Here is a 22,111-nt window from a genome sequence, read left to right as displayed (position 1 = left end):
CAATGACCGATCAATCACCGAATAGCGCTATCGACAACGATGCGCTGGAAAAAGAGACCATGCGGCGGGTTATCTGGCGCATCCTGCCTTTTCTGGTCGTAAGCTATCTGGTCTCGATTATTGACCGGGGCAATATAGGTATGGCTGCGCTACAGATGAATGAAGATCTGGGCCTGAGCAAGGCGGCTTTTGGCTTCGCCAGCAGCTTATATTTTGTCGCCTACTTTATATTTGAGGTACCCAGCAACCTGGCGATGCAGAAGGTGGGCGCGCGATTGTGGCTCCCGCGGATAATGATCAGTTGGGGAGTGGTATCGATGTGCATGGCGTTGGTGCAAAATACAACCTCCCTTTATATCGTGCGTTTTCTGCTGGGAGCGGCGGAAGCGGGCTTTTTCCCGGGCGTGGTGCTCTATCTTACCTGGTGGATCCCTTCGCGTTACCGGGCGCGTATTATTGCCTCTTTTATGGTGGCCATTCCGCTGGCTAACTTTATCGGTTCACCGCTTTCAGGTTTGATCCTGACGCTGGATGGCTGGTTTGGGCTGCGCGGCTGGCATCTGTTATTCATTATTGAGGGGCTGCCTGCGGTGCTGCTGGGGATAGCCGCATTTTTTATCCTGCGGGACCGCCCACATCAGGCTGGCTGGTTGAACGAGCGGCAGAAAGCGTGGCTGGAAAACACCCTTCAGGCAGAGCGTCAACAGCAGAAACAGATCGGCCACATCAGCACATGGCAGCTGTTGAAGCACCGCCAAATCTGGCTGATGGCGCTGATTTATGCCGGCGCGTCGTCTGCTGGCACCACGCTTAGCGTCTGGTCTCCACAGCTACTGAAGTCTTTCCATCTTGATAACCTGACTACCGGGCTGCTTAATGCTATCCCCTATGGCCTGGCCTCGGTGCTGATGATTGTCTGGGGTCGGAGTTCGGATCGCACTAATGAACGTCGCTGGCACACGGCTCTCACCCTCTTTATGATTGCGGCTGGCGTGTTCGCGGCGTTCATCAATCTCTCGCTGCCGATTACCATTGTTATTCTCAGTACCATATTAATTGGCGCTTATTCGGCGAAGGGGCCATTCTGGGCGCTGGCCTCAGGCTGGATGAGCAGCACCTCAGCCGCCGCGGGGCTGGCGGCAATCGGCGCGATAGCTAATCTGATTGGCGGAGTGGTGATGGTGAATGCCTATGGTGTGATTAGCGAACAGACAGGAAGCCATACGCTGGCGATGCTACCACTGGCTGGGTTGTGCCTGGCAGGCGGTATCGCGGTGCTGATCATGGGACGCCGTTACTCGCAGCCTGCCGGTCAGGAAAAACCGGTCACCCATTAATAAGCAAAGGCGGGGTTTTTCCCGCCTTTTCAACATACGTTATTCTTTTATATCGTAAAACGTTTCGCAGAAGGATTTACTGGCTCCTAACTTGATCGACAGGCGGTTGGCCGTCTCGCGCATTAGCTGGCTGAGGCCGCTTTCTTTGCGGTCCGCAGTCAGACGCGATGACGGTCCTGTCAGCGCCAGTGCCGCGATGGGGTTATCGTGGACGCCAAAAACCGGCATCGCGAAGGCCGCGGTGTGCGGATCGCGCGCGCCAGAGGTATAGAACGGCAGCGTTTCTTCGTCTTCCGAAAGCGCCTCACCCAGTCCCCAATGACGTAAAACTTTGCTGATAGCGGAGCCATCCAGTGGAAATTGACTGCCGGGCAGGTTGCTATGGCGTAATCCCTCTGACGCTTCGGCGCGGAACAGACACAGGCGTTGGCCGCCCTCTATCACATACCAGCTCGCGCTTTCACTGGAGGCCTGAGACAGCGCCTGCAATTCCGGTTGTACAATTCTCGCAAGCTGAAATGATTGCTCATAAAGCTTGCCGAGATAGAGCAGACGGTGGCCGAGCGTATAGGTGCCATCATCATGCCGGATAATGTAGTTCATACGCTCAAGCGAATTCATTAAGCGATAAACGGTGGTTTTGTGGTATCCCGAAAGCTGGGCCAGCTCAGTTAACGTCAGGCTGTCATTACCGGGCCGGAAGCAATCCAGTAAAGCGAGCGCCTTTTCAACGGCAATTACGCCTTCATTCCCCATCATTTTCTCCTTTTGGCCGAACAAAATTGTACCTGAATTTTGTGATTAACATCGTGTTTACATCACAAACACGCTCTCAGCGCTGGCGAAAAGAGAAGCAATGCTCGTATAGTTGTTTTATATAGTACATCCGTGTTGTACATAGTAAAACAAATGGAGACTAACCATGCCTGCATCACAACAGAAATTAATCAATGTGGATATTGAGCGCGTTAGCGCGGAGGAGGTCCGTCAGGCCGCTGAATATCAGGCGGCGATTCTCGCCGACGTAGCCGGACGCCGCGGCACATTACATGGCCGTATCAAGCCACTGGCGCCAAACATGGCTGTGGCCGGCCCGGCGATTACCGTAGAGGTCCGTCCGGGAGATAATCTGGCTATTCACGCGGCGATGGCCGTCGCCAAACCTGGCGATGTGTTAGTGATAGACGGCAAGGGCGATCTCTCCTGCGCTTTACTGGGTGAGATCATGGCCACGCAGGCGCAGGCCAGCGGCATCGCAGGTATCATCATTGACGGCGCGGTTCGCGATGCTGAAACCTTAAGTAAACAAAGCTTTCCTGTTTTCGCAGCCGGTCTTAATCCGTGTGGTCCAACCAAGTTCATTCCAGGCCGGGTCAATCATGCTATATCGGTCGCGGGCGCCGCGGTGCAGGCGGGTGACCTGGTGGTAGGGGATATTGACGGCGTGGTGGTTATCCCCCGCGATGAAGTAGGCACCATCATTGAGCTGGCGAAAGGTAAACTGGAAGGGGAAGTCAAACGTCTGTCGGCTATCCACGATGGCGATCTTCGCCCACACTGGCTGGAGAATGCGTTGCGTCAGGCGGGTATGCTGAGCGAAGGGGAGGCATTGCCATGAGCGCTAAAAAAGTCGTACTGGTAACCGGCAGCGATTTGGCCGAAGCGGCGCTCGGCATGCTGGAAGATTATGAGCTCGTGTTTGCTGGCCGCCAACCAACAGAAAACCAATTGATAGCATTATGTCAGCAGCATAATCCGGTCGCCATATTAGTGCGCTATGGCAAGATTACGGCATCTGTGATGGATGCCGCTCCGGCGTTGAAGGTCATTTCCAAGCATGGCAGCGGCATTGATGTCATTGACGTCGAAGCGGCGGCGGCGCGCGGCATCATGGTTCGCGCGGCGACAGGCGCTAACGCCGCGGCGGTTTCAGAACACGCCTGGGCATTAATTCTGGCCTGTGCCAAGTCAATCATTCCGCTTGACCGCCGCCTGCGCGAAGGGCACTGGGATAAATCGACGCATAAATCGCTCGAACTGGAAGGCAAAACGCTGGGGCTGATTGGTCTGGGGGCGATTGGCAGTCGGGTGGCGAAAATTGCCGGCGCCTTCGGTATGAAGGTGTTGGCTTACGATCCTTATGCCGCCACGGTTCCTCCCGGATGCGAACGTGTTGATGTACTCGAAGACCTTCTCGCGCAGGCTGATGTTGTCTCCATTCATTGTCCCTTAACGCCGCAAAATCGGGGAATGATAAATGCCGTTACGCTGGCACAGTGTAAACCCGGCGCCATCCTGGTTAATACCGCGCGGGGCGGATTAATCGACGATGCAGCGCTGGCAGCGGCATTAAAAGGGGGGGCGTTGCGCTGGGCGGCGCTTGATAGCTTTAACAGCGAACCACTCACTACGCCGCACATCTGGGAGCGGGTCGAAAATGTCATTCTGTCTCCGCACGTTGGCGGCGTAAGCGACGCCTCTTACGTCAAAATGGGTACCGCCGCCGCGGCCAATATTCTACAGGTAGTGCAGGATTCATCGCAGACTGAAACAGCGTACTAACTTGCCTGTCAGCAGCTCCGCTCTTTCGGGGCTGCTGTGCTTTTTGCAAAGAGCAAGCTGAGTGATGCTGTAACCAATGTTATTGCTCCGCAAAATTAACCAGCGCTTCGCCATCGAGGCGATAGCGTATCCATTCGCTTTGCGCCGCGGCGCCAATACTGAGGTAAAAATCAATGGCCGGCTGGTTCCAGTCCAGCACGCTCCACTCAAGGCGTCCGCAGCGGCGCGCAACCGCATACCGGGCAATGGTTTTTAGCAGCGCTCGACCCGCGCCCTGGCCGCGATAATCCGGTGAGATATACAAATCTTCCATATAAATACCGTTGCGTCCGAGCCAGGTTGAATAGCTGGTGAAGAACACGGCATAGCCCGCCGTTTTACCGTCAATTTCGCAGATCAGCGCTTCGGTCTTACTGTCGTCGCCAAATAAGGTTTCGCGGATCTCGTCGGGGGTGGTGACCACTTCCTGCGGGGCTTTTTCATACACCGCCAGCTCATAAATCATGTTGTAGATGGCAGAAGCATCGTCCGGACGGGCCTGTCGAATCGTAATACTCATTATTTTTCCTGTCGTATTCACACGTTAATGATATTGATGACGCTAAGCATAGGGGGTATTGTCAGAAGAATTAAGTGCAATGAAATCACCCAATGATGAATATTATGCATCCGGCGCTCAGACGCCTCGATCTCAATCTGTTGCTTGTTTTTGATGCCATCTATCGCCACAGTTCCGTTCGTCTCGCCGCCGATGAGCTGGCGATGAGTACCTCCGCGTTGAGCCACGCGCTGTCGCGGCTGCGCGTGGCGCTGAACGATCCGTTGTTTTTTCGCGAAGGGCATCGGATGTGCCCGAGCGTCTATGCCACGCAGCTCGCGCCCTCCATCGCTTCAGTATTGAAATTGCTTAATCAGGAACTCACGCGACAGCCAGAATTTAGTGCCGCCGACAGCACAGAGCGTATCCAGATAGCCATTACCGATTTCACCGCGTTATGCATTTTCCCTGCGCTAATGCAAAAGCTGCAGCATGAAGCGCCGGGTCTGCGTTTTGAGCTCCGTTATTTGCCACATAGCCCGGCGCTGACGGAGCTACTGGCGGGGGAGGTGGATCTGGCGCTGGGCTTCAGCACCGCTGAAGATATTCGTCATCATGAACTCGAGGAAATTGACTGGTTTGAGGATGAGTATGTGGTTATCAGCCATACCCGTCGCACGGCGCTGACGCTGGCGGATTATCTCGCCGCGCGCCATCTGGTGGTCACGCCGTGGAACGAAAAGCAGGGGGTGTTGGATTTACGTCTGCAGGAATTAGGCTATACCCGGCAGATAGCGCTCAAAACCCCCTCAATGCTTAGCGCGCCGTTTATTGTGGCGCAAAGCGATCTGTTAATGGCGATTCCTCGTTATGCCGCCGAGAAGTTCCTTCATGCCGCCCCGATCGCAATTTTTCCTTTGCCGTTCGCCATCAGCCCGTTCACCGTGAAGATCTTTTCCCATAAACGCGGCGGGCAGCGAGGGGCAACCAAATGGCTGAAGACGGCGCTACAAAGCCTGGCGTTGGCAGAGAATGCCGGGAGTTTTTAACCTCAAAAAACCGAACTTAAAATAACTATCGCAATAGTAACCGTCGCGACAAAACCGCTCTGAAAGGCGAGAGTCCGGATAACGGGGATCCCGGCGGTATACGCAATATAATGGACGATGCGCGCGAGCAAATAAATTGTAGCCGCAATTAACGTTATGGCGTTATTGACGTTTAGCAACGCGGCGGCCACAACCAGTGGGGCAAAAATAACGAGGTTTTCTACCGCGTTGGCGTGCGCCTTTTGCGCACGCTGCGCCCAGGGCGTCGGATCGGTTGATGGCGAATGGCCATTACCCGCTGCGGGCGCGACGTTAGCACGCGTGGCTCTGGCAATAATATAGGGGATCCACATCATAACCGTTAGCAGACAAATTAACGTAAGGATAAGCAGTTCAGGGTTATTTTTCATGTTATTTGGCTCTGGTAATTAATAACGATAGAGGAAAGTCTATGGCTAAGGTTAAAATAGAACCATATGCAAAAATGACAATTTCAATACCATTAACGACATGAAGATAAATATTCTGGCTCTGGATGGCGTTTTCGACACCGGCTTAGCGACGTTGCTGGATACGTTCGCCGCGGCCAATGATATGGCGCGACGCCAGAGCATGAATATTTCTCGCTTTGATGTGCAAATGATTGCAATGACCGGGCAGGTTAAATCAGCCCATGGGCTGAGTATTCCTGCTCATCAGGCATCGGGTTTGGATTATCCCGACTGGATTGTGGTGCCGGCGATCAACGTTCACGCACGACAATCGCCACCGGATGGCTGGCACGATATTGCTGCCGCTAAGCGGTTTTTGCAAAACATGGCGAAGCACGGCGTTAAAATTGCCGCTGCCTGTTTAAATACCTTCATCCTGGCTGATAGCCGTTTGCTCAATGAGCAGGCCGCCACAACGTCATGGCTCAATGCGGCCCCGCCAATGCTTCCCGGCGCTATGATGGGCCATGTGGAGCTGGCGCTGTGGCTGATTCGCCAGAGCAGCCCGCCGCTTGCGGATTTGCTGACGACAGCGATGGCGGCTGATATCCGCCATCCTCAGGTTTCACGCCTGCCGGCAGGTTATCCTCAGCATGCCGATGACCTGATCAACCGCTTTGAGCACTGGTCGCGGGCGCATCTGGCGCAGGGATTTTCCCTGCAGGCGGCCGCCGGTGCGCTTAACGTGCATCCGCGCACCTTACAGCGCAGAATGGAAGCCGCGCTGGGGAAATCACCGTTGGCTTTTTTTCAGCAATTGCGGGTCGAACGAGTAAAGCAGCTGCTTGCCGAGGGGAAAGATATTGAGACGATTACCGCTGACGTGGGTTATTCGGAGGTGTCAACGCTGCTTGCGCTGCTGCGTCGTCAGACTGGAAAGGGAATACGGGCGCTGCGTCATGCTGTGTGAGCGTATTCGTTTAAAGAAAGCAATTATAGAGTAAAGAGGCGTTGTTTTTCCTTGACTATATTATTAACTCTTTTATTTTTCCGAATCAGGCAATATCTATATCTTTGATGGTCAAATTTAGAATGGAAACCGGCAGGAATATTTTTGTCGGGTAGCGGCTAACGCCTTACCCGACCTACGGAACGTACCATTGCGAACTGAAACTGCCTGTGTGGGTGGCCTCAAAATCCCCGGTGGCGCTAGCGCTTACCGGGGCTACCGCACTGTGCAATTTGGAATTATGTTGCGAATAGATCAATTGCCAGTCAGGATTATTTCTTTTTCTTCACCACTTTCCATTTTCCGCCAGCTGCAGTGTCGGCCAGCACGATTTTAAATCGGTTACTTTCCCAGTGGGGCAGGCCTAATATGCGCCGCGCTATACGGTTACCTTTCGCCTTAATCATGATGTCGCTCCTTATTTTATTAAAGATGCACTAAACCCACGCATGAAAATATTCTGCGTTTCCCGAGGTTTCAATTTTTCTAAAAAATAAAATTCACTAACAATTAAATTCAGGCTTTATTGTAGGGTGGCTATTTTTTAATTCAAGCCGCTATGAACATTCGGACCTTAGTAGCAATAAAAACGTTTTTCCAGGCTTTTATCCCAGTAAACGGTTTTTATTGCCATTTTGTCCGGCGAAAAAGAGGGAAATAACGGCAAGGTTAAAACGTCATACCGCCGATAACGGCCGCCAGGCGATCGAACATCTCGCCAAACAGGTGTTCGCAGAAGGGGGCCAGCATCGGCATCATCATGCCGAGGGTCATAATGCCAAAGGTCATGGTCACCGGGAAACCGATCACGAATACCGATAGCTGCGGCGTCATACGGTTGAGCAGACCCAGGGCGATATTGAGCGTGAGCAACAGACAAATCAGCGGTAACGCCAGCATCATACCGTTGATAAAGATTAATGAACCCAGTTGGGCGAGCGCCAGGAAACCGTTGCCGTTCAGCGGCTGGCTCTGGATCGGCAGGGTATGGAAACTGTCGGCCAGCAGCGAGATCAGCCACAGGTGGCCGTCAAAGCTTAAAAACAGCAGCATTGCCAGCAGGTTCAGCAGCCGCGCCAGCACCGGCATATTGGGGCCGCCGCTGGGGTCGAAGAAGGTGGCGAACGATAGCCCCATCTGCATGCCGATGACTTCGCCGGCGAGGCGTACCGCGGCGAAAGCCAGCTGCATCGTTAGCCCCAGCGCCGCGCCGATCAGGATCTGCTGAATCGCCAGCCATAAACCGGCAGCAGAGATAATGGGGATCGTGTTGGCGGGCAGCGTTGGGGCGATCAGTATCGCAATCAGGCCGCCGAGGCCGATTTTTACCTTTTTGCTTATCTGCTTTTCACTCAACACCGGCGCGGTGCTGATGAGGGCCAGAATACGCAGCAGCGGCCAGAAATACTGGCTGAGCCATTCGCTAAGCTGGGCGCTGTCAAAGGGGATCACGGCTAGCCGATAATATTAGGCAGGTTGCTGAATAATGTGCGCATATAGTCCAGCAGCAGGTTCAGCATCCACGGTCCGGCGATAATAATCGTCGCCACTACCGCGAGAATTTTGGGGATGAACGATAGGGTCATCTCGTTAATCTGGGTGGCGGCCTGCAGCAGGCTGACCACCAGCCCGCTGATTAGCGCCGCCAGCAGCAGCGGGGCGGCCAGCGCCAGGGCGACCTTCATCGCTTCGGTGCCAATGGCCATCACGGATTCCGGCGTCATGATTGTTCTCCGCGGTTCAGGAATAGAAGCTCTGCGCCAGCGAGCCCAGCAGCAGCTGCCAGCCATCCACCAGCACAAAAAGCATTAACTTAAACGGCAGCGAGATCGTCGCCGGCGGCACCATCATCATCCCCAGCGCCATCAGCACGCTGGCGACCACTAAATCGATAATCAGGAACGGAATAAACACCGTAAAACCAATCTGGAAGGCGGTTTTCAGTTCGCTGGTGACGTAAGCGGGCAGCAGAATACGCATCGGTACCGCCTCCGGCCCGGCCAGCGGCGGCTGGTTGGCCAGACGAGCGTACAGCGCCAGGTCGCTTTCGCGCGTCTGGCGTAGCATAAATTCGCGCAGCGGCTGCGCGCCTTTATCCAGCGCCGTATCAAGGCCGATCTTGTCCTGACTGAAGGGCAGGTACGCCTCCTGATAGACCTTGTCGAACACCGGCGACATGATAAAGAAGGTCAGGAACAGCGCCAGCCCGAGCATCACCTGGTTCGGCGGCGCGGAAGGCGTGCCCAGCGCGTTACGCAGCAGACCCAGTACGATGATAATGCGGGTAAAACTGGTCATCATCAGCAGCATCGCCGGCAGGAAGGTCAGCGAGGTCAATAGCACCAGCGTCTGCACCGGCAGCGACCAGCTCTGGCCGCCGTTAGCCAGCGGCTGACTGATAAGCCCCGGCAGCTGTGCGAAGGCGGTAGGGCTCAGCAGCAGTAACGCGGCGGCGAGCCACGGCGCCCGACGGCGAAGGCAAGCGAACAGAGTAGGGAACATGGCTATTTTTCCGGGCGTTTGAGGACGTTTTGCATCAGCTGGCGGAAGTCGTTAGCAGGCGTGACCGCCGTGTTATCTTCATCACGCGGCGGCGCCGGGAACTGATGAAGCGGGGTGATCTGCTGGGCGGTGACGCCCAGCACCAGCAGGGTATTATCGACTTCTACCACCACCACGCGCTCGCGTTGGCCAACCTGGCAGCTGGCGCGCAGGTTAAGCAACCGGCCGTTGCGCGCCTGCGGCGCAAAGCCGAGACGGCGGAACAACCAACCGGCCAGCAGGATCAGGAGCAGAATCGCGCCGAGCGCGCTGCTTACCTGCATGAGCGCAGAGCCGCCGGATATTGCCGTTTCGGTAACCGGTTGGCTGGCCTGCACGGTAACGGGGGCGGTCATTAGCGGCTCAACCGACGCATACGTTCGGACGGGGTAATGATATCGGTAATGCGCACGCCGAATTTATCGGCCACCACCACCACTTCGCCCTGGGCTATCAGATAGCCGTTGATCAGGATATCCAGCGGTTCGCCCGCCAGGCCATCCAGCGCGACAACCGATCCCTGCGACAGGCGCAGCAGCTCTTTAATCGTCATTTTGGTGCGCCCCAGTTCAACGGTCAGCTTCACCGGAATATCGAGGATCAGATCGATATCCTGCAGGCTGCCGAGCGCATCCTGGGCCTCCAGCGATTTGAACACCCCATCGGTGGTGGCGCTGGATTTCTCAGACGACTGCTGTTCATTAAGCGCATCAGCCCACAGATCGTCTACGGATTCCTTTCCTGCGCCAGACGGTTGCTTAGGATCACTCATTGGGCTGTTCCTCACTCAGAGCATTCAAAATAGGGTTAATCAAGTGTTCAACACGAAGGGCGTACTGCCCGTTTAAGGTGCCATATTGGCTGGTCAGCACCGGCACGCCGTCGACATGGGCGATAATGCGATCCGGTTTATCTATCGGTAAAACGTCGCCTGGCTGCAGCTTAAGTATTTTCGATAAGCGCATCGGGATATCGACGAAGTTGGCAATCAGCTCCAGCTCAGAGTGCTGCACCTGCTTGACCAACGTTTCGCGCCACTGGCTATCTTCCTGGCGGGAATTCTCCAGCGGCGGATTGGTCAGCAGTTCACGCAGCGGCTCAATCATGGCGAAAGGAATACAGATATTGAATTCACCGCTTAGCGCGCCAATCTCCACCTGGAATGGCGTGGTCACCACGATATCGTTCGGCGAGGTGGTGATGTTGGTGAATTTGACCTGCATTTCCGCACGCACATATTCGACGTCAATCTTATAGATTGCGCTCCATGCGTCACCGTAGGCGTCCAGCGCCAGGCGCAGCATGCGTTTGATGACCCGCTGTTCGGTGGGCGTGAATTCGCGGCCTTCGACCTTGGTCGGGAAACGCCCGTCGCCGCCGAACAGGTTATCGACGGCGATAAATACCAGGCTCGGCGCGAAGACAAACAGCGCCGTGCCGCGCAGCGGGTTCAGGTGTACCAGATTAAGGTTGGTCGGCACCGGCAGGTTGCGGGCAAACTCGTGGTACGGCTGAATTTTAATCGGTCCGACGGTGATATCCGGGCTGCGGCGCAACAGGTTGAACAATCCCATGCGGAACTGTCGGGCAAAACGCTCGTTGATAATTTCCAGCGCCTGCAGGCGTTCACGCACCACGCGGCGCTGGGTATTCGGATCGTAAGGCTTAACCTCGCTCTCTTTACCGCCGACAACCTTCTCGGGCTCATCGCCCGTGTTGTCGCCGTTGAGCAAGGCGTCGATCTCTGCCTGTGAAAGAATGCTATCGCCCATGGTGATTACCGCAGTATGAAGGCGGTGAACAGCACATCGCTGACCACCTGCTTCGGTTGTCCCTTAACCAGCGGCGCGCTCAGCGTCTCTTTGATCTGCGCGACCAGCTGCTGTTTGCCCTGCTCATTGGCCAGATGACCGGCCTCCTGACGCGAGAGCAGCATCAGCAGGCGGCTGCGTACCTCCGGCAGGAAATCATTAAGCTGGCGGCGGGTTGCTTCATCCGGCAGGCGCAGCGTCAGGCCGATATACAGTACGCGGTCCGGATCGTTGTCCGGGGTCACCAGATTGACGGTGAAGGTATCCAGCGGCATAAATACCGGCGGCGCGGGCGGTTTTTCCTTTTCGATGGCGGTTTGCGCGCCGCCGTCGCGCTGTTGCAGCAGCCACCAGCTGTAACCTGCGGCAGCACAGGCGGCCACGGCGACGATCGTCAGCAGGATGATCAGTAAGGGGCGTTTGGGCGCGGTTGCCGGAAGGGAGTTTTGAGACATAGCCAAATCAAATTCCTGTTGTTCCGCCCGCCGCGTTGCTGACGGGCATCACGCGCGGCGGCGCCGCACGTATGACATATAAAGGTATTATCGCGGCTAACGCGCGAGGCAATAGCCGGAATAAACGGGCAAATGGGGGCCAGATTGGCCGTTTAGCGCCCCTCAGGCGAAAATATCGACGCCGTTGAGCTGGTTGGCCATTCGCTGCAGGGCTGCCGGGGCGCTGACTGGCTCAATCGGCGTGGCATCGCTGCCGCCGCCATGGCGTTCCGCGTAGCTGGCGCGGCCTTCACCGTTACCGTTTTGCTGCTGCCACTGCGGCGTCGCCTCGCCGCCAACGCTGCTCTGACCGAGGTTGATTCCGCTCTCAGCCAGCGCGTGACGTAGCTGCGGCATAGCCGCCTCGACCGCCGCGCGTACCTGGCCGTGTGCGGAAGCGATGTGCAGCTGCGCCTGTTTATCGTCGAGCTGCAGGGTGATCTGCAGCGCCCCCAGTTCCTGTGGATGCAGGCGCAGTTCGGCGCTCTGCTGGCCGTTGCGGTGGAACATCAGCACCTGCTGGCTCAGCGCCTGCTGCCATTCCGGGCTGCCGAGCTGGGCATTAAGCTGCGGCGTCGGCGGCGCGGTTACCAGCGCGTTGGTGGGCGTGGCGCTTTGGCTGGGGCTGGCGGCGGCGAGAGCGACGGCGGCTGGCTGCGCCGGAGTATTCTCCGCCGGATGTTCGGCCATATCGTGCTGCGGCGTGGTCGCGGTCTGCGCAACATGAGAAGGCAGATTTTGCCCGCTAAGGGGAGCCGTGCCCGGCTGCGGCTTCGCCGCCGCTTCGCCTTCCGGCAGGTTCGCGACATGCTGAATAGCTGCGTTGCCGATGTGGAGCGCGGTTTTATCGCCGCTGGTCGCAGCTTGTTGAGCCTGCGGTAGCGCGGTCTGCGGCGGCGGGGCGACGATTGCCGCCGGCAGCATGGCGTACAGCGCCTGCAGCGTCGCCGGATCTAAAGTTTTCGCCTCGCTGAGCGGCGGCGTATCCGGGCGCGTATCCTCTTTTTTCGCTGTTGCGTCGACGGCGTTTTCCGCCGATGCCGGTAGCGCATTGACCAGCAGCGCGCCGCGTTCGCCAAGCGCGGCCAGCAGCTGGTTAAGCTGGTTACGGCTTAGCGGCGGGGCGCTTTCATCGTCGGCGCTCAGCGCCGCCGGCGGCAGCGTGCCGCTTTGCGCGGGCGTGAAGCGCGCGCCAAGCAGTTGCGCAAAGGCAGATGACAGCTGAGCGTCATCGAGCGCCAGATCCGCCAGGGCGCTGGCGTCGCCGGGTAGGCTAAGGGCGGGCAAAGCATTGAGATTCATGAAGCGGTATTCCTTTGTGTACTGCGTTGCGCGAACTCATCCATCAATTTTTGATTGCGTTTGTTTTCCAACTGCAGCTCGGCGTTTTGCGCGCGCGTGTGCAGGGTATCGTAGGCGTTCAGCCGCTGCTGATGGTCCTGCCACTGCTTCACGGCGTGATCCACCTTTTGCCCCCACTGCAGAAGCTGCTGGCGCTGTTGTTCGATAGCCTGTTCGAGGGTGGCAATGAACTGCTGGTAGTTCTGCCAGCGCGAGCTTTCCATGCCGCCAGAAAGGGTGCTGTTGAGCTTTTGCCGGTACTCGTCCTGATAGTTCAGCAGCATCGTCAGCTGTTGCTCGGCAGCCTGTTGCGCCTGGCGCGCCTGGCCCAAACGCTGCGCCGCCTGTTCGACGGCCTTCTGGGCCAGATTGCGCAGGGTAATCAAAGGGGACTGTGCTTTCATCGCGTGGCGTCTCCGATGGCGTTAAACAATCAACTGCTGTAGCTGCAGACAGGCTTCGTCATAACCGCAGCGCTCGAAAATTCCCTGCTGCAGATAGGTCTCCATTTGCGGATACAGGGTAATGGCTTTATCCAGCAGCGGGTCGCTACCGGCGGCATAGGCGCCGACGCTTATTAAATCGCGGTTGCGCTGGAAGCTGGCCAGCATCTGTTTAAAGGTGCGTACCCGGCGATAATGTTCGTCATCGATAAGCGACGTCATCGCGCGGCTGATCGAGGCTTCAATATCGATGGCCGGGTAGTGACCGGCCTCCGCCAGCCGTCTGGACAGCACCACGTGACCATCGAGGATCGCGCGCGCCGAATCGGCGATCGGATCCTGCTGATCGTCCCCTTCGGTAAGTACGGTATAGAAGGCGGTGATCGAACCGCCGCCGCTGATACCGTTGCCCGCGCGTTCAACCAGCGCCGGCAGTTTGGCGAATACCGATGGCGGATAGCCTTTGGTAGCCGGTGGTTCGCCGATCGCCAGCGCGATTTCACGCTGCGCCATCGCATAGCGGGTGAGCGAATCCATGATCAGCAGCACGTGCTGGCCGCGATCGCGAAAATCTTCGGCGATGCGGGTGGCGTAAGCGGCGCCCTGCATGCGCAGCAGCGGCGATACGTCCGCCGGGGCGGCGATCACCACTGAACGCGCGCGGCCTTCGGCGCCGAGAATATTCTCGATAAAGTCTTTGACTTCCCGGCCGCGTTCGCCGATCAGGCCGACGACGATAACGTCGGCCTGGGTGTAGCGCGCCATCATGCCCAGCAGCACGCTTTTACCGACGCCGGAGCCGGCGAACAGTCCCATACGTTGGCCGCGCCCAACGGTCAGCAGGCCGTTGATGGTGCGCACGCCGACGTCCAGCACCTGCTCGATAGGGGTACGCTGCAGCGGGTTAAACGGCGCGGTAATCAGCGGCGCGCGATAGCCGGTTTCCGGCGCGGGCAGACCGTCAAGCGGTCTGGCGCCGCCGTCGAGCACGCGTCCCAGCAGCGCCGGGCCCAGCGGCAGTTGTTTACCAGCGTGCTGGCCGTCCGCCGCGCTGCGGGCGTAAACCCGCGCCCCTGGCACAATCCCTTCGACCTCTTCCAGCGGAATCAGATACAGCCGCTGATCGTTAAAGCCGACCACTTCGCTTTCCACTTCCTGCACGCCGCCGCCGCCGTCACGCTCGATAAGGCAGGTTGCGCCGAGCGGCAGCTGCAGGCCGGTGGCCTCCAGCACCAGACCGGTGGCGCGGGTCAGACGGCCATAGCGTCGTACGGTCGGCGTACGGGCGATACGCTGCTCCAGCGCTTCAAGCGAATTCAGCCAGCGGCCGAGACGGGCGGTCATCACAGATCTCCCGGCGCGGCGAGGCGACACAATTCGTGCCAGCGGGTGGCGAGACTGGCGTCGAGATCGCCCTCCTCGGCGCTGACCTTACAGCCGCCGGGATGCAGATCGCCGTCCGCCAGCAGCCGCCAGCCATGCAGGCTGAGGGTGGTGCCTAGCTGCTGTTCAACGCGCTCATAATCTTGCGGGTGTACGCGCAGCTGCGGCTTGCCGTTGAACATCGGTTCTTGCTGGATCAACTGTTGAATTTGCGTCAGCAGGGCAGTGCCGTCGCAGACCGGCGGCTGGCCAAGCACCTGTTTCGCGGCGGTTAGCGCCAGCTGCATCAGGCGTGAGGCGATGACCGAATCGAGCGCATCAAGGGTGTGCTGAAACTCGCTCACCAGCTGCTGCCAGTGGTCGGTCAGCGGCTGTTGCTGCTGCTGTGCTTCCAGCAGTCCCTGCTGGCGGCCCTCCTCAAGTCCCTGCTGAAATCCGGCTTCATAGCCTTTTTGCTGGCCATCGGCATAACCGGATTGCTGACCTTGCTGCTCGGCCTGCAGGCGCAGGGCGGCAAGCTGCTGCTGCAGTTCCGCCTGAGCGTCAGGCTGCAAGGCTTCGTTATCCAACGTCGGTAGCGGTGGTTCGAAAGCTGGCGCCGTGTCGCCGAGGTCGTTGAGTGACCAGGGCTGCCAGGGCATGGAATTAATGCGATCAGACATAGGTGTCCTCGCCGCCGCCAATAATCATTTCGCCGCTCTCCGCCAGCCGTCTGACTATCAGCAGAATCGCTTTCTGTTCGTTTTCCACCTGCGACATGCGCACCGGCCCACGGTTGGCGAGATCGTCGCGCAGAATATCGGCCGCGCGCTGGGACATGTTTTTGAGGAACTTCTCGCGCAGCGGCTGCTCGGCGCCCTTCAGAGCAATCAGCAGCGATTCGTTGTCCACGTCCTGCAGCAGGCGCTGGATACTGCGATCGTCGACCTCCACCAGGTTTTCGAACAGGAACATCTCGTCGATAATCTTCTGCGCCAGCTCGCCATCGTATTCGCGCATCGCGTCGATAACGGCTTCTTCCTGCTGGGTTTTCATCAGGTTGATAATCTCGGCGGCGGTACGCACTCCGCCCATTTTGCTGCGCTTGAGGTTCTGGCCGTCGAGCAGGTTGTTGAGTACTTCGGTCAACTCCGCCAGCGCCGCCGGCTGCACGCCGCCGAAGGTGGCGATACGCAGCATTACGTCGTTGCGCAGGCGCTCATCGAACTGCGCCAGAATATCCGCCGCCTGGCCGCGCTTGAGGTGTACCAGGATGGTGGCGATGATCTGCGGGTGTTCATCGCGGATCAGGTCGGCGGCGCTCTGCGGCTCCATAAAGTTGAGCGTTTCCATCCCGGAGGTGGTTTCGCGGGATTCGAGAATATCCTCCAGCAGGCTGGCGGCACGCTCTTCGCCCAGCGCTTTCACCAGCACCGAACGCAAATAGTCGCTGGCGTTGACGCTCAGGGCGGCGAACTGTTCGGCATCGTCTTCAAATTCAGACAGGATCTCGCCGAGCTGTTTATGCGAGACCTGGCTCATGCCGGCCATGGTGCCGCTCAAAAGCTGGACTTCGCGGGAGGAGAGGTGCTTGAGCACCTCCGCCGCGCGGTCTTCGCCCAGCGTCATCAGTAAAATGGCGCTTTTATCGGTTCCGGTCAGGCTCATAGTTCGTTACTCATCCATTGGCGGATTACCAGAGCGACGACCCGCGGATCTTTATCCGCCAGTTCGCGGATGCGCTGGCTCTGGACTTCTGCGCTGACGCGCTGCTGCGATTTACGGCGCAGCGCCAGCTCCTCATTGCTTGGTTTATGGCTGTCGTTCGCTTTAGCGATCGGCGCGCTGGCGGCGGCGACCGCGGCTTGCTGTGCGGCCTGACGCTGCTGCAGCTGTGGCTTAATCAGCTTGCGCCACAATACCCAGCCGACCAGCAGCACCAGCAGATAACGTCCCAGTTCGAGCAGCAAATCGATAAACGCCTGGCTCTGCCAGAACGGCAGCTCGCCGCCGGTCATCTGATTGTCGGTAAATGGCGTATTGACCACCTGCAGGCTATCGCCGCGGCTGCTGGAGTAGCCCATCGCTTCGCGCACCAGCGCTTCAATCTGCGCCAGTTGTTCTTTACTCATCGGCTGCGCTTTGCCGTCGGCGTTGAGGCTGTAGTTCACCACCACGGCGACCGACAGACGCTCCACCGTCCCGGCTTTTTGTTGGGTATGGCGGATGGTGCGATCGAGTTCGTAGTTGGTGGTGGCGTCGCGTCGGGTGCTTAACGGGCCGCTGTTGGCCGCGGCGCTACGGGTGTTGGTCGCGTTGCTGGCGTTATTGGCCGCCGGTTTAGCGGTTTCAATCGGCGCGGTGGCCGGCGCGCTCGGCTGGTTGGATAACGCCCCAGGAACACCGCCCACCTGCGGTCCGCCGATTTGCTCGTTGCTGCTGGTTTGCTGCGAACGGATCGCCGCTTTATCGGGCTGCTGGTTCGGCTGGTACTGTTCGTCGGTCTGCTCGCGGGAGGCGAAATCGATCTGTGCGGTCACCTGAGCACGAACGTTGGCGCTGCCGACCACCGGCGCCAGGATCGTTTCAATGCGTCGCTGATAGCCGCTTTCCACTTCGCTGGCATATTTCAACTGCGAGGCGTTGAGGTCGCGCCCGGTGCCGTCAGACTGCGTCAGCAGGCGTCCGGCCTGATCGACCACGGTGACGTTGCCCGCCGGCAGGCCGGCGACGCTACTCGATACCATATAGACGATAGCGTTGATTTGGCCATCATCCAGCGCACGGCCCGGCTGCATCGTCAGGGTGACAGAAGCGGAAGGGGACTTTTGCTCGCGGACGAACAGCGAGGGCTTCGGCAGCGCCAGGTGCACCCGCGCATTCTGCACCGGCCCCAGCGACTCGATAGTGTGTGAGAGTTCGCCTTCAAGAGCGCGCTGATAGTTAATCTGTTCGCTGAACTGGCTGATGCCGAATTTTTCCTGATCCAGCAGTTCGAAGCCAACGGCGCCGCCCTTCGGCAGCCCCTGCTGCGCAAGACGCAGACGGGTTTCATGCACTTTCTCCGCCGGGATCATCAGCGCCGCGCCATTCTCGGCGAAGCGGTAGGAGATGTTCATCTGCGTCAGTTGGGTGACGATAGCGCCGCCGTCGCGATCGTTCAGATTGCTGTACAGCACGCGATAATCCGGGCTTTTCGCCCACAGCAGCAGCGCGACGATAATGGCGATAGCGGCGGAGGCGGCCACCAGCAGCGGTATTTTTGGATTGGCGCGCAGACGGCTCCAGATGGCCTGCAGGCCGTTGTCGCGGCTTTCGCCGGCGGATAACGAGGCACTCATGGTTGGCGGTATCCTTCGCTGGCGTTCAGGCGGCGACGCGCGCTGGCGTGCTGACGAACGGTATGGATAGCGTTATGTGACAAAACAGACTCCCTGATACACATCTTTTCTCAATAGCGGCGCTCCCATTTCTGGGCAGGCCATTATTCGTCTTATCAGATGATTCTGATTGCCCGATAAGCCGGGTTTTTTGCAGCTAATTAACCGCTTTAAGCAAAAATCGCTGTGTTAAGGTGTGCAGCATTGGAGAAGTACAGGGTGAAATAGCGCCTGGCGATCACGACAGTATTGAGGAAAAGATGGCGATTCAGGGTATTGAAGGCGTACTGCAACAGATGCAGGCGATGGCGATTCAGGCGGGAAATAACGGGCAGAATAGCGTACCGCAGGGAGTCAGTTTTGCCAGTGAACTGACCGCCGCGCTGGGTAAAATCAGCGATACCCAGCAGGCCGCGCGTCAACAGGCGCAAAACTTCGAGTTGGGCGTGCCGGGCATCAGCCTGAATGATGTGATGGTCGATTTACAGAAATCATCGGTTTCATTGCAGATGGGCGTGCAGGTGCGCAATAAGCTGGTGGCGGCCTATCAGGACATCATGAATATGCCGGTTTAGTTATACAATCCCGGCGCAATTTCTTCCTGCAAACCGCTATGCTAACGCTGGCGGTTTTGTCTATTTACGGCGACAACTACAAAAATTGCTCGCCTCTGCATTGATTTTGCTCTTTCACCCGGTGAATGAATGGGTCTGAAGTATCATTACTATTGATAGGGGATACAGATCAATAGCTGTTCATCGATCGACACAAACGATCTGACTACTAGCACTACAAACTGTATGGTCTTGCCAAAATAATTCTAATTTGGAATAGCAGATGTCCGGAAAAGTAGACTATCAGTTGCGGCGTAAGGTATGGATTGGGATTTTTCTCGGTTTGTTGGTCTTTTGGGGAACCATTGCGACGATTGTTACCTTAGCGTTGGCTTAGCGCCAAAAGTTTCTACTGTTATTTAGTATCTCCCCGTCAGGTACAAGAAAGATCTGCTTTGTATTATCGGCGGAAGGTGAAAATTTAAATTTGGATGGCAATTCACTATCGTTTCCCGGCCCGGTGGCAAATAATCTGCGCAAATTTTGCTCCGCGGAGGCGTTATGCTGTGGCTTCAGACCGTTGTATTTTTTGTCGTTTTAGCTTTTGTCGCGATAGCGATGTTTCATGAAACCTGGCGACAGGATAGCGAGTAACCGCCGTTTCAACTTCCTCTGATCTGTCTCCCTCCTTAACAGTGACTAAACTTAGAGCATGGCTAACGGTCTTCTGGAGGGTGTTGTGAATAGATTCCACGATGAATACGACGAGCGGGAAATGTACCACATGGTCTGCCGTTGGGAAGATGAAGGCGGGGCGGTAGCGTAACGCATCTCTTTTAAACTGACAGCATTCTGGCGGCTCAGGCGTGAAATCGTTGTATGGCATAAACGCGCGCGCTTGACCCCTGGCAACTTCAGGGGCAATATTCCACGGACTGTGGTAAACCCGGCTGTCTGCATGACACCTGAGCATTTGGTTGAGCGATATAACGAGTATCTTCAGTCGGAAACGTTGGACAAATATATAACCAGCATGGAGGAGCCTGGCGTGGGAAAGCAGCTAACAGAAGATGATCTTCGTGAACATGGCTTCACCGATAAAGAGATTGCCCGCTTACGTGAAATCATGACGCGGCAAGAAAGTAACAATGAAACCTATGCTACTTTGATCGACAGTTTACGAAAACGTTTTTGGGGCGGCGTTATTGTTGTTTGTATTGCCTTTGCCATAGTCGTTTCGTGGATTTTTAACTTCGAAAGTAATGATTTTACTTATCCGCTAATCATTATTTTTATCCTGATTGCTGTTTGGAAATTAACACCTTTCCCGATGGCTTTTAAAGCTTATCTTATCTACTTGAAAATCGAGTGATTACTTATTATCAATTTCATATATGGTATTGCCTATTTGTATTCCTTTTACCGTTGATGAAACACCTTTAAGAGCCAACGCAGGGGCGCTCATCGTAGTTATTTTTCGATAAAAGTCCGGTCCGGTATAATAAAATAGCCGCCATGCTTCGGGTTTTAATGCTAGCTTAAAGGCTCCATAAAGTGACGTTGAAAGATCAACAACCTGATAGGCTAGTAACCCTACTTTTTTATCAAATCCTAAAAAGGAGGCTGTATCCTGATATGCGTTAATCGCAAAATTATCTTTACCTAAATGCTCTCGTATCGTTCCCGCCCCATGGAATACAAGCGTTGCTCCAGCTACAATACCAATGACATTTCCGGTACCTACTGAACCAAGCACTAGTCCTATTCCTCCGATAACCTGCATACCGCCAAGAACAACACCGATTCCGTCGATGATATAGCCGATGACTTTTTCATTTTCCCGGTAGAACCGCACGGAGGCAGTGAGCATGGCTTCACCGGTTCGCAACATTCTGTCCTGAATAAGCAGATTTCCCCGCTCTTGCCTGATTGCTTGAATGCACTGCTGGCACTGCTTATCATCACTGCTATTACGGATAATGTTAATCTGTGAAAGGGCAAATCTTTTAACACTTTCCTGAAACCTGATTCGGGTCAGGGGATCATGAAGGTGATAAGCAGAAACCGCCTGCGCGGTATTCATTAATCCGTTAGTTTCAGCTTGCGCCATGGTCATAAAGTAATTGGAAAAACGCGTTTTCCCGAAGAATACATCCATGTTTTATCCCGTGAGTAATATCAGATTTACCCGGTCAAGATAACATAGATTATTTTACAGGCATATTTCCCTAAGCCTGTGAGTGGCTTATTTTAGCTGGCGCGATGTTTAGAATATTTAATTGATGAATGTATGAAGCGTAAATGAAATAATTGATTATATATTATTGCTTATTCACTCCTGTAAAACCCGCCGATGGCTTACCAGGCAACACTCAGCATTGCCCTGGCGAGCCCCATCATGCGCTTCCTGGCCGGAATATCAGGCTGTAAGGTTGTTGTTATTGTAATTCTTCGCTTTTGCTCTTAATGGCTACCACATTATCGGACTGCAGTTCGCCAAGCAGGAGCGAGCGATCGTCGAACTGGCCGTAAGCGGTGTTGACCGCGTTCTGGCGAGTGGATTGATCGATCAGCGTTTTTAATTGTTCCATCCGCTGCTGCAATAGCCCTTTCAGTACTCCCTCATTGTCGATAATCTGCTTCAACTTAGCGTTGAGCATCTCTTGCAGAGCCAGCGATGGCCCCGCTTTGCCGGTAAACTCGGCGGTTTTCTCAACCGCCGTCACGTAGGCAAACTGCATTTCCACCAGCGCTTCCCATTGCCCGGCGCGTGCCAGGGCAATCATCTGGCTGCTCAGGGTATGGATCTGCTGATAGGCGGCTAAAAGCTGCTGTTGGCGTTCCATCACAATGTACCCTGAGCAGGTTGATAGTTTGGCCCAATTTGCCGCCAGGCATCGGCGATATTCTCCAGCAGCTTGACCACTTCGACGATCGCCGCTTCGTCATTATGCAGGTTGGCCTGCATCAGGCGTCGCTTCATATAATCGTACAGCGCCGCCAGATTATCGGCGATTTCACCGCCTTGCTGGTGGTCGAGGCCGCTTTTCAACCCGTTGTCGATGATGTTGATTGCCTTCGACAGCGCCAGGCCTTTACCGGCGATATCCCCCTGATTCATCAGGATGCGTGCGCGAAGCAGGGCGTTAAGCGCCCCGTCGAACAACATTACGATTAACTGGTGCGGACTGGCGCTCATCGCGCTGCTTTCCAGACTGACCTGTGCGTAGGCTTGCGTGCCGCTACGGTTATACATGCT

27 protein-coding genes are annotated in these 22,111 nt (G+C 56.2%); 7 read left to right on the top strand and 20 right to left on the bottom strand.

All coding sequences use genetic code 11. The features are described 5' to 3' along the window. Positions 1 to 2: 2 nt before the first annotated feature. Positions 3 to 1,337: an MFS transporter gene (locus tag ABLU86_RS18125; RefSeq protein WP_032711338.1), complete on the top strand. Its 1,335-nt coding sequence runs from the start codon at positions 3 to 5 to the stop codon at positions 1,335 to 1,337. A 39-nt stretch (positions 1,338 to 1,376) separates the two neighbouring features. On the opposite strand, the gene ABLU86_RS18120 is transcribed toward ABLU86_RS18125, so the two are convergent. After that, positions 1,377 to 2,093, bottom strand: coding sequence for an IclR family transcriptional regulator (locus ABLU86_RS18120; protein WP_015704943.1), 717 nt, complete (start codon positions 2,091 to 2,093; stop codon positions 1,377 to 1,379). Between the two features lie 166 nt (positions 2,094 to 2,259). Between ABLU86_RS18120 and ABLU86_RS18115 the strand changes: the two genes are divergently transcribed. Beyond that, a complete protein-coding gene (locus ABLU86_RS18115) occupies positions 2,260 to 2,955 on the top strand; it encodes a diguanylate cyclase (protein WP_015704944.1) in 696 nt (231 codons plus the stop codon). Next, entirely contained in the window at positions 2,952 to 3,899 is a 948-nt protein-coding gene (locus ABLU86_RS18110) for a hydroxyacid dehydrogenase (protein ID WP_348796260.1), read from the top strand. The genes ABLU86_RS18115 and ABLU86_RS18110 overlap by 4 nt, the downstream gene beginning before the upstream one ends. 79 nt (positions 3,900 to 3,978) lie before the next feature. Here the strand turns inward: ABLU86_RS18110 and ABLU86_RS18105 are convergent, their stop codons facing one another. Further along, a complete protein-coding gene (locus tag ABLU86_RS18105; RefSeq protein ID WP_015367308.1) occupies positions 3,979 to 4,458 on the bottom strand; it encodes a GNAT family N-acetyltransferase in 480 nt (159 codons plus the stop codon). 92 nt (positions 4,459 to 4,550) lie between these two features. Between ABLU86_RS18105 and ABLU86_RS18100 the strand changes: the two genes are divergently transcribed. Then, positions 4,551 to 5,486: a LysR family transcriptional regulator gene (locus tag ABLU86_RS18100; RefSeq protein WP_020079210.1), complete on the top strand. Its 936-nt coding sequence runs from the start codon at positions 4,551 to 4,553 to the stop codon at positions 5,484 to 5,486. 2 nt (positions 5,487 to 5,488) lie between these two features. On the opposite strand, the gene ABLU86_RS18095 is transcribed toward ABLU86_RS18100, so the two are convergent. Continuing rightward, positions 5,489 to 5,896 carry an MAPEG family protein gene (locus ABLU86_RS18095; protein WP_348796259.1) on the bottom strand — a complete coding sequence of 136 codons (408 nt, stop codon included), beginning with the start codon at positions 5,894 to 5,896 and terminating at the stop codon, positions 5,489 to 5,491. A 100-nt stretch (positions 5,897 to 5,996) separates the two neighbouring features. On the opposite strand from ABLU86_RS18095, the gene ABLU86_RS18090 reads away from it, so the two are divergent. Then, positions 5,997 to 6,887: a helix-turn-helix domain-containing protein gene (locus ABLU86_RS18090; RefSeq protein WP_045365521.1), complete on the top strand. Its 891-nt coding sequence runs from the start codon at positions 5,997 to 5,999 to the stop codon at positions 6,885 to 6,887. Between the two features lie 311 nt (positions 6,888 to 7,198). On the opposite strand, the gene sra is transcribed toward ABLU86_RS18090, so the two are convergent. The 14 genes from sra to fliF form a co-directional block, all read right to left on the bottom strand. Next, the gene (gene sra / locus ABLU86_RS18085) at positions 7,199 to 7,333 is read right to left on the bottom strand and encodes a stationary-phase-induced ribosome-associated protein (RefSeq protein WP_015367304.1); all 135 of its coding nucleotides are present in this window, start codon (positions 7,331 to 7,333) and stop codon (positions 7,199 to 7,201) included. 262 nt (positions 7,334 to 7,595) lie between these two features. Further along, complete coding sequence (gene fliR / locus ABLU86_RS18080) at positions 7,596 to 8,378, bottom strand: flagellar biosynthetic protein FliR (protein WP_015367303.1); 783 nt, start codon at positions 8,376 to 8,378, stop codon at positions 7,596 to 7,598. A gap of 2 nt (positions 8,379 to 8,380) precedes the next feature. Beyond that, on the bottom strand, positions 8,381 to 8,650 hold the full coding sequence (gene fliQ, locus ABLU86_RS18075) for a flagellar biosynthesis protein FliQ (protein ID WP_015367302.1): 270 nt from the start codon (positions 8,648 to 8,650) through the stop codon (positions 8,381 to 8,383). A 16-nt stretch (positions 8,651 to 8,666) separates the two neighbouring features. Next, positions 8,667 to 9,428, bottom strand: a complete 762-nt coding sequence (gene fliP, locus ABLU86_RS18070; RefSeq protein ID WP_032714205.1) for a flagellar type III secretion system pore protein FliP — start codon at positions 9,426 to 9,428, stop codon at positions 8,667 to 8,669. Positions 9,429 to 9,430: 2 nt separating this feature from the next. After that, positions 9,431 to 9,823 carry a flagellar biosynthetic protein FliO gene (gene fliO, locus ABLU86_RS18065; RefSeq protein ID WP_015367300.1) on the bottom strand — a complete coding sequence of 131 codons (393 nt, stop codon included), beginning with the start codon at positions 9,821 to 9,823 and terminating at the stop codon, positions 9,431 to 9,433. Further along, positions 9,823 to 10,239 carry a flagellar motor switch protein FliN gene (gene fliN / locus ABLU86_RS18060; RefSeq protein ID WP_015367299.1) on the bottom strand — a complete coding sequence of 139 codons (417 nt, stop codon included), beginning with the start codon at positions 10,237 to 10,239 and terminating at the stop codon, positions 9,823 to 9,825. Before fliN ends, fliO begins: the two co-directional genes overlap by 1 nt. Continuing rightward, complete coding sequence (fliM, locus tag ABLU86_RS18055) at positions 10,232 to 11,239, bottom strand: flagellar motor switch protein FliM (protein WP_045360126.1); 1,008 nt, start codon at positions 11,237 to 11,239, stop codon at positions 10,232 to 10,234. Before fliM ends, fliN begins: the two co-directional genes overlap by 8 nt. Before the next feature lie 5 nt (positions 11,240 to 11,244). Then, positions 11,245 to 11,733, bottom strand: coding sequence for a flagellar basal body-associated protein FliL (gene fliL / locus ABLU86_RS18050; RefSeq protein WP_015367297.1), 489 nt, complete (start codon positions 11,731 to 11,733; stop codon positions 11,245 to 11,247). A gap of 162 nt (positions 11,734 to 11,895) precedes the next feature. Next, positions 11,896 to 13,074 (bottom strand): flagellar hook-length control protein FliK, encoded by a 1,179-nt coding sequence (locus ABLU86_RS18045; RefSeq protein ID WP_348796258.1) that lies wholly within the window; start codon positions 13,072 to 13,074, stop codon positions 11,896 to 11,898. After that, complete coding sequence (gene fliJ / locus ABLU86_RS18040; RefSeq protein WP_348796257.1) at positions 13,071 to 13,517, bottom strand: flagellar export protein FliJ; 447 nt, start codon at positions 13,515 to 13,517, stop codon at positions 13,071 to 13,073. The genes ABLU86_RS18045 and fliJ overlap by 4 nt, the downstream gene beginning before the upstream one ends. 21 nt (positions 13,518 to 13,538) lie before the next feature. Then, positions 13,539 to 14,900, bottom strand: a complete 1,362-nt coding sequence (fliI, locus tag ABLU86_RS18035; RefSeq protein ID WP_348796256.1) for a flagellar protein export ATPase FliI — start codon at positions 14,898 to 14,900, stop codon at positions 13,539 to 13,541. Next, positions 14,900 to 15,601, bottom strand: coding sequence for a flagellar assembly protein FliH (gene fliH, locus ABLU86_RS18030; RefSeq protein WP_032707713.1), 702 nt, complete (start codon positions 15,599 to 15,601; stop codon positions 14,900 to 14,902). Before fliH ends, fliI begins: the two co-directional genes overlap by 1 nt. Further along, positions 15,594 to 16,586 (bottom strand): flagellar motor switch protein FliG, encoded by a 993-nt coding sequence (fliG, locus tag ABLU86_RS18025; protein ID WP_020079200.1) that lies wholly within the window; start codon positions 16,584 to 16,586, stop codon positions 15,594 to 15,596. The genes fliH and fliG overlap by 8 nt, the downstream gene beginning before the upstream one ends. After that, positions 16,583 to 18,259 carry a flagellar basal-body MS-ring/collar protein FliF gene (gene fliF, locus ABLU86_RS18020; protein WP_348796255.1) on the bottom strand — a complete coding sequence of 559 codons (1,677 nt, stop codon included), beginning with the start codon at positions 18,257 to 18,259 and terminating at the stop codon, positions 16,583 to 16,585. The genes fliG and fliF overlap by 4 nt, the downstream gene beginning before the upstream one ends. 299 nt (positions 18,260 to 18,558) lie before the next feature. Here fliF and fliE point away from each other — a divergent pair, with 299 nt between their 5' ends. Next, positions 18,559 to 18,873, top strand: a complete 315-nt coding sequence (gene fliE / locus ABLU86_RS18015) for a flagellar hook-basal body complex protein FliE (protein ID WP_015367290.1) — start codon at positions 18,559 to 18,561, stop codon at positions 18,871 to 18,873. 1,027 nt (positions 18,874 to 19,900) lie between these two features. Continuing rightward, positions 19,901 to 20,224, top strand: a complete 324-nt coding sequence (locus ABLU86_RS18010) for a hypothetical protein (RefSeq protein ID WP_046884172.1) — start codon at positions 19,901 to 19,903, stop codon at positions 20,222 to 20,224. Here ABLU86_RS18010 and ABLU86_RS18005 read toward each other — a convergent pair whose 3' ends face one another. From ABLU86_RS18005 to fliS, 3 genes are all read right to left on the bottom strand, one after another. Beyond that, positions 20,225 to 21,010 carry a DUF4225 domain-containing protein gene (locus ABLU86_RS18005; protein WP_046884173.1) on the bottom strand — a complete coding sequence of 262 codons (786 nt, stop codon included), beginning with the start codon at positions 21,008 to 21,010 and terminating at the stop codon, positions 20,225 to 20,227. Positions 21,011 to 21,290: 280 nt separating this feature from the next. Further along, positions 21,291 to 21,698 (bottom strand): flagella biosynthesis regulatory protein FliT, encoded by a 408-nt coding sequence (gene fliT, locus ABLU86_RS18000; RefSeq protein WP_015367285.1) that lies wholly within the window; start codon positions 21,696 to 21,698, stop codon positions 21,291 to 21,293. Further along, positions 21,698 to 22,108 (bottom strand): flagellar export chaperone FliS, encoded by a 411-nt coding sequence (gene fliS, locus ABLU86_RS17995; protein WP_015704959.1) that lies wholly within the window; start codon positions 22,106 to 22,108, stop codon positions 21,698 to 21,700. The genes fliT and fliS overlap by 1 nt, the downstream gene beginning before the upstream one ends. Between the last annotated feature and the right edge of the window lie 3 nt (positions 22,109 to 22,111).

Source organism: Klebsiella sp. JN_Kp121, assembly GCF_040062145.1.
GTDB classification, from domain to species: Bacteria; Pseudomonadota; Gammaproteobacteria; order Enterobacterales; family Enterobacteriaceae; genus Klebsiella; species Klebsiella aerogenes.
Note: the sequence above shows the minus strand (reverse complement) of the source record. Positions and strands in the feature narration are given on the sequence as shown.

What these genes read in the sequence shown, in the direction of transcription:
- ABLU86_RS18005 (WP_046884173.1), bottom strand. Translation starts at nt 21,010, where the DNA reads ATGGATGTATTCTTCGGGAAAACGCGTTTTTCCAATTACTTTATGACC.
- fliG (WP_020079200.1), bottom strand. Translation starts at nt 16,586, where the DNA reads ATGAGCCTGACCGGAACCGATAAAAGCGCCATTTTACTGATGACGCTG.
- ABLU86_RS18120 (WP_015704943.1), bottom strand. Translation starts at nt 2,093, where the DNA reads ATGGGGAATGAAGGCGTAATTGCCGTTGAAAAGGCGCTCGCTTTACTG.
- ABLU86_RS18045 (WP_348796258.1), bottom strand. Translation starts at nt 13,074, where the DNA reads ATGAATCTCAATGCTTTGCCCGCCCTTAGCCTACCCGGCGACGCCAGC.
- fliI (WP_348796256.1), bottom strand. Translation starts at nt 14,900, where the DNA reads ATGACCGCCCGTCTCGGCCGCTGGCTGAATTCGCTTGAAGCGCTGGAG.
- fliJ (WP_348796257.1), bottom strand. Translation starts at nt 13,517, where the DNA reads ATGAAAGCACAGTCCCCTTTGATTACCCTGCGCAATCTGGCCCAGAAG.
- fliS (WP_015704959.1), bottom strand. Translation starts at nt 22,108, where the DNA reads ATGTATAACCGTAGCGGCACGCAAGCCTACGCACAGGTCAGTCTGGAA.
- ABLU86_RS18115 (WP_015704944.1), top strand. Translation starts at nt 2,260, where the DNA reads ATGCCTGCATCACAACAGAAATTAATCAATGTGGATATTGAGCGCGTT.
- fliL (WP_015367297.1), bottom strand. Translation starts at nt 11,733, where the DNA reads ATGTCTCAAAACTCCCTTCCGGCAACCGCGCCCAAACGCCCCTTACTG.
- fliE (WP_015367290.1), top strand. Translation starts at nt 18,559, where the DNA reads ATGGCGATTCAGGGTATTGAAGGCGTACTGCAACAGATGCAGGCGATG.
- ABLU86_RS18105 (WP_015367308.1), bottom strand. Translation starts at nt 4,458, where the DNA reads ATGAGTATTACGATTCGACAGGCCCGTCCGGACGATGCTTCTGCCATC.
- fliT (WP_015367285.1), bottom strand. Translation starts at nt 21,698, where the DNA reads ATGGAACGCCAACAGCAGCTTTTAGCCGCCTATCAGCAGATCCATACC.
- fliN (WP_015367299.1), bottom strand. Translation starts at nt 10,239, where the DNA reads ATGAGTGATCCTAAGCAACCGTCTGGCGCAGGAAAGGAATCCGTAGAC.
- fliP (WP_032714205.1), bottom strand. Translation starts at nt 9,428, where the DNA reads ATGTTCCCTACTCTGTTCGCTTGCCTTCGCCGTCGGGCGCCGTGGCTC.
- ABLU86_RS18110 (WP_348796260.1), top strand. Translation starts at nt 2,952, where the DNA reads ATGAGCGCTAAAAAAGTCGTACTGGTAACCGGCAGCGATTTGGCCGAA.
- ABLU86_RS18100 (WP_020079210.1), top strand. Translation starts at nt 4,551, where the DNA reads ATGATGAATATTATGCATCCGGCGCTCAGACGCCTCGATCTCAATCTG.
- ABLU86_RS18095 (WP_348796259.1), bottom strand. Translation starts at nt 5,896, where the DNA reads ATGAAAAATAACCCTGAACTGCTTATCCTTACGTTAATTTGTCTGCTA.
- sra (WP_015367304.1), bottom strand. Translation starts at nt 7,333, where the DNA reads ATGATTAAGGCGAAAGGTAACCGTATAGCGCGGCGCATATTAGGCCTG.
- fliQ (WP_015367302.1), bottom strand. Translation starts at nt 8,650, where the DNA reads ATGACGCCGGAATCCGTGATGGCCATTGGCACCGAAGCGATGAAGGTC.
- ABLU86_RS18125 (WP_032711338.1), top strand. Translation starts at nt 3, where the DNA reads ATGACCGATCAATCACCGAATAGCGCTATCGACAACGATGCGCTGGAA.
- fliO (WP_015367300.1), bottom strand. Translation starts at nt 9,823, where the DNA reads ATGACCGCCCCCGTTACCGTGCAGGCCAGCCAACCGGTTACCGAAACG.
- ABLU86_RS18090 (WP_045365521.1), top strand. Translation starts at nt 5,997, where the DNA reads ATGAAGATAAATATTCTGGCTCTGGATGGCGTTTTCGACACCGGCTTA.
- fliF (WP_348796255.1), bottom strand. Translation starts at nt 18,259, where the DNA reads ATGAGTGCCTCGTTATCCGCCGGCGAAAGCCGCGACAACGGCCTGCAG.
- fliH (WP_032707713.1), bottom strand. Translation starts at nt 15,601, where the DNA reads ATGTCTGATCGCATTAATTCCATGCCCTGGCAGCCCTGGTCACTCAAC.
- fliM (WP_045360126.1), bottom strand. Translation starts at nt 11,239, where the DNA reads ATGGGCGATAGCATTCTTTCACAGGCAGAGATCGACGCCTTGCTCAAC.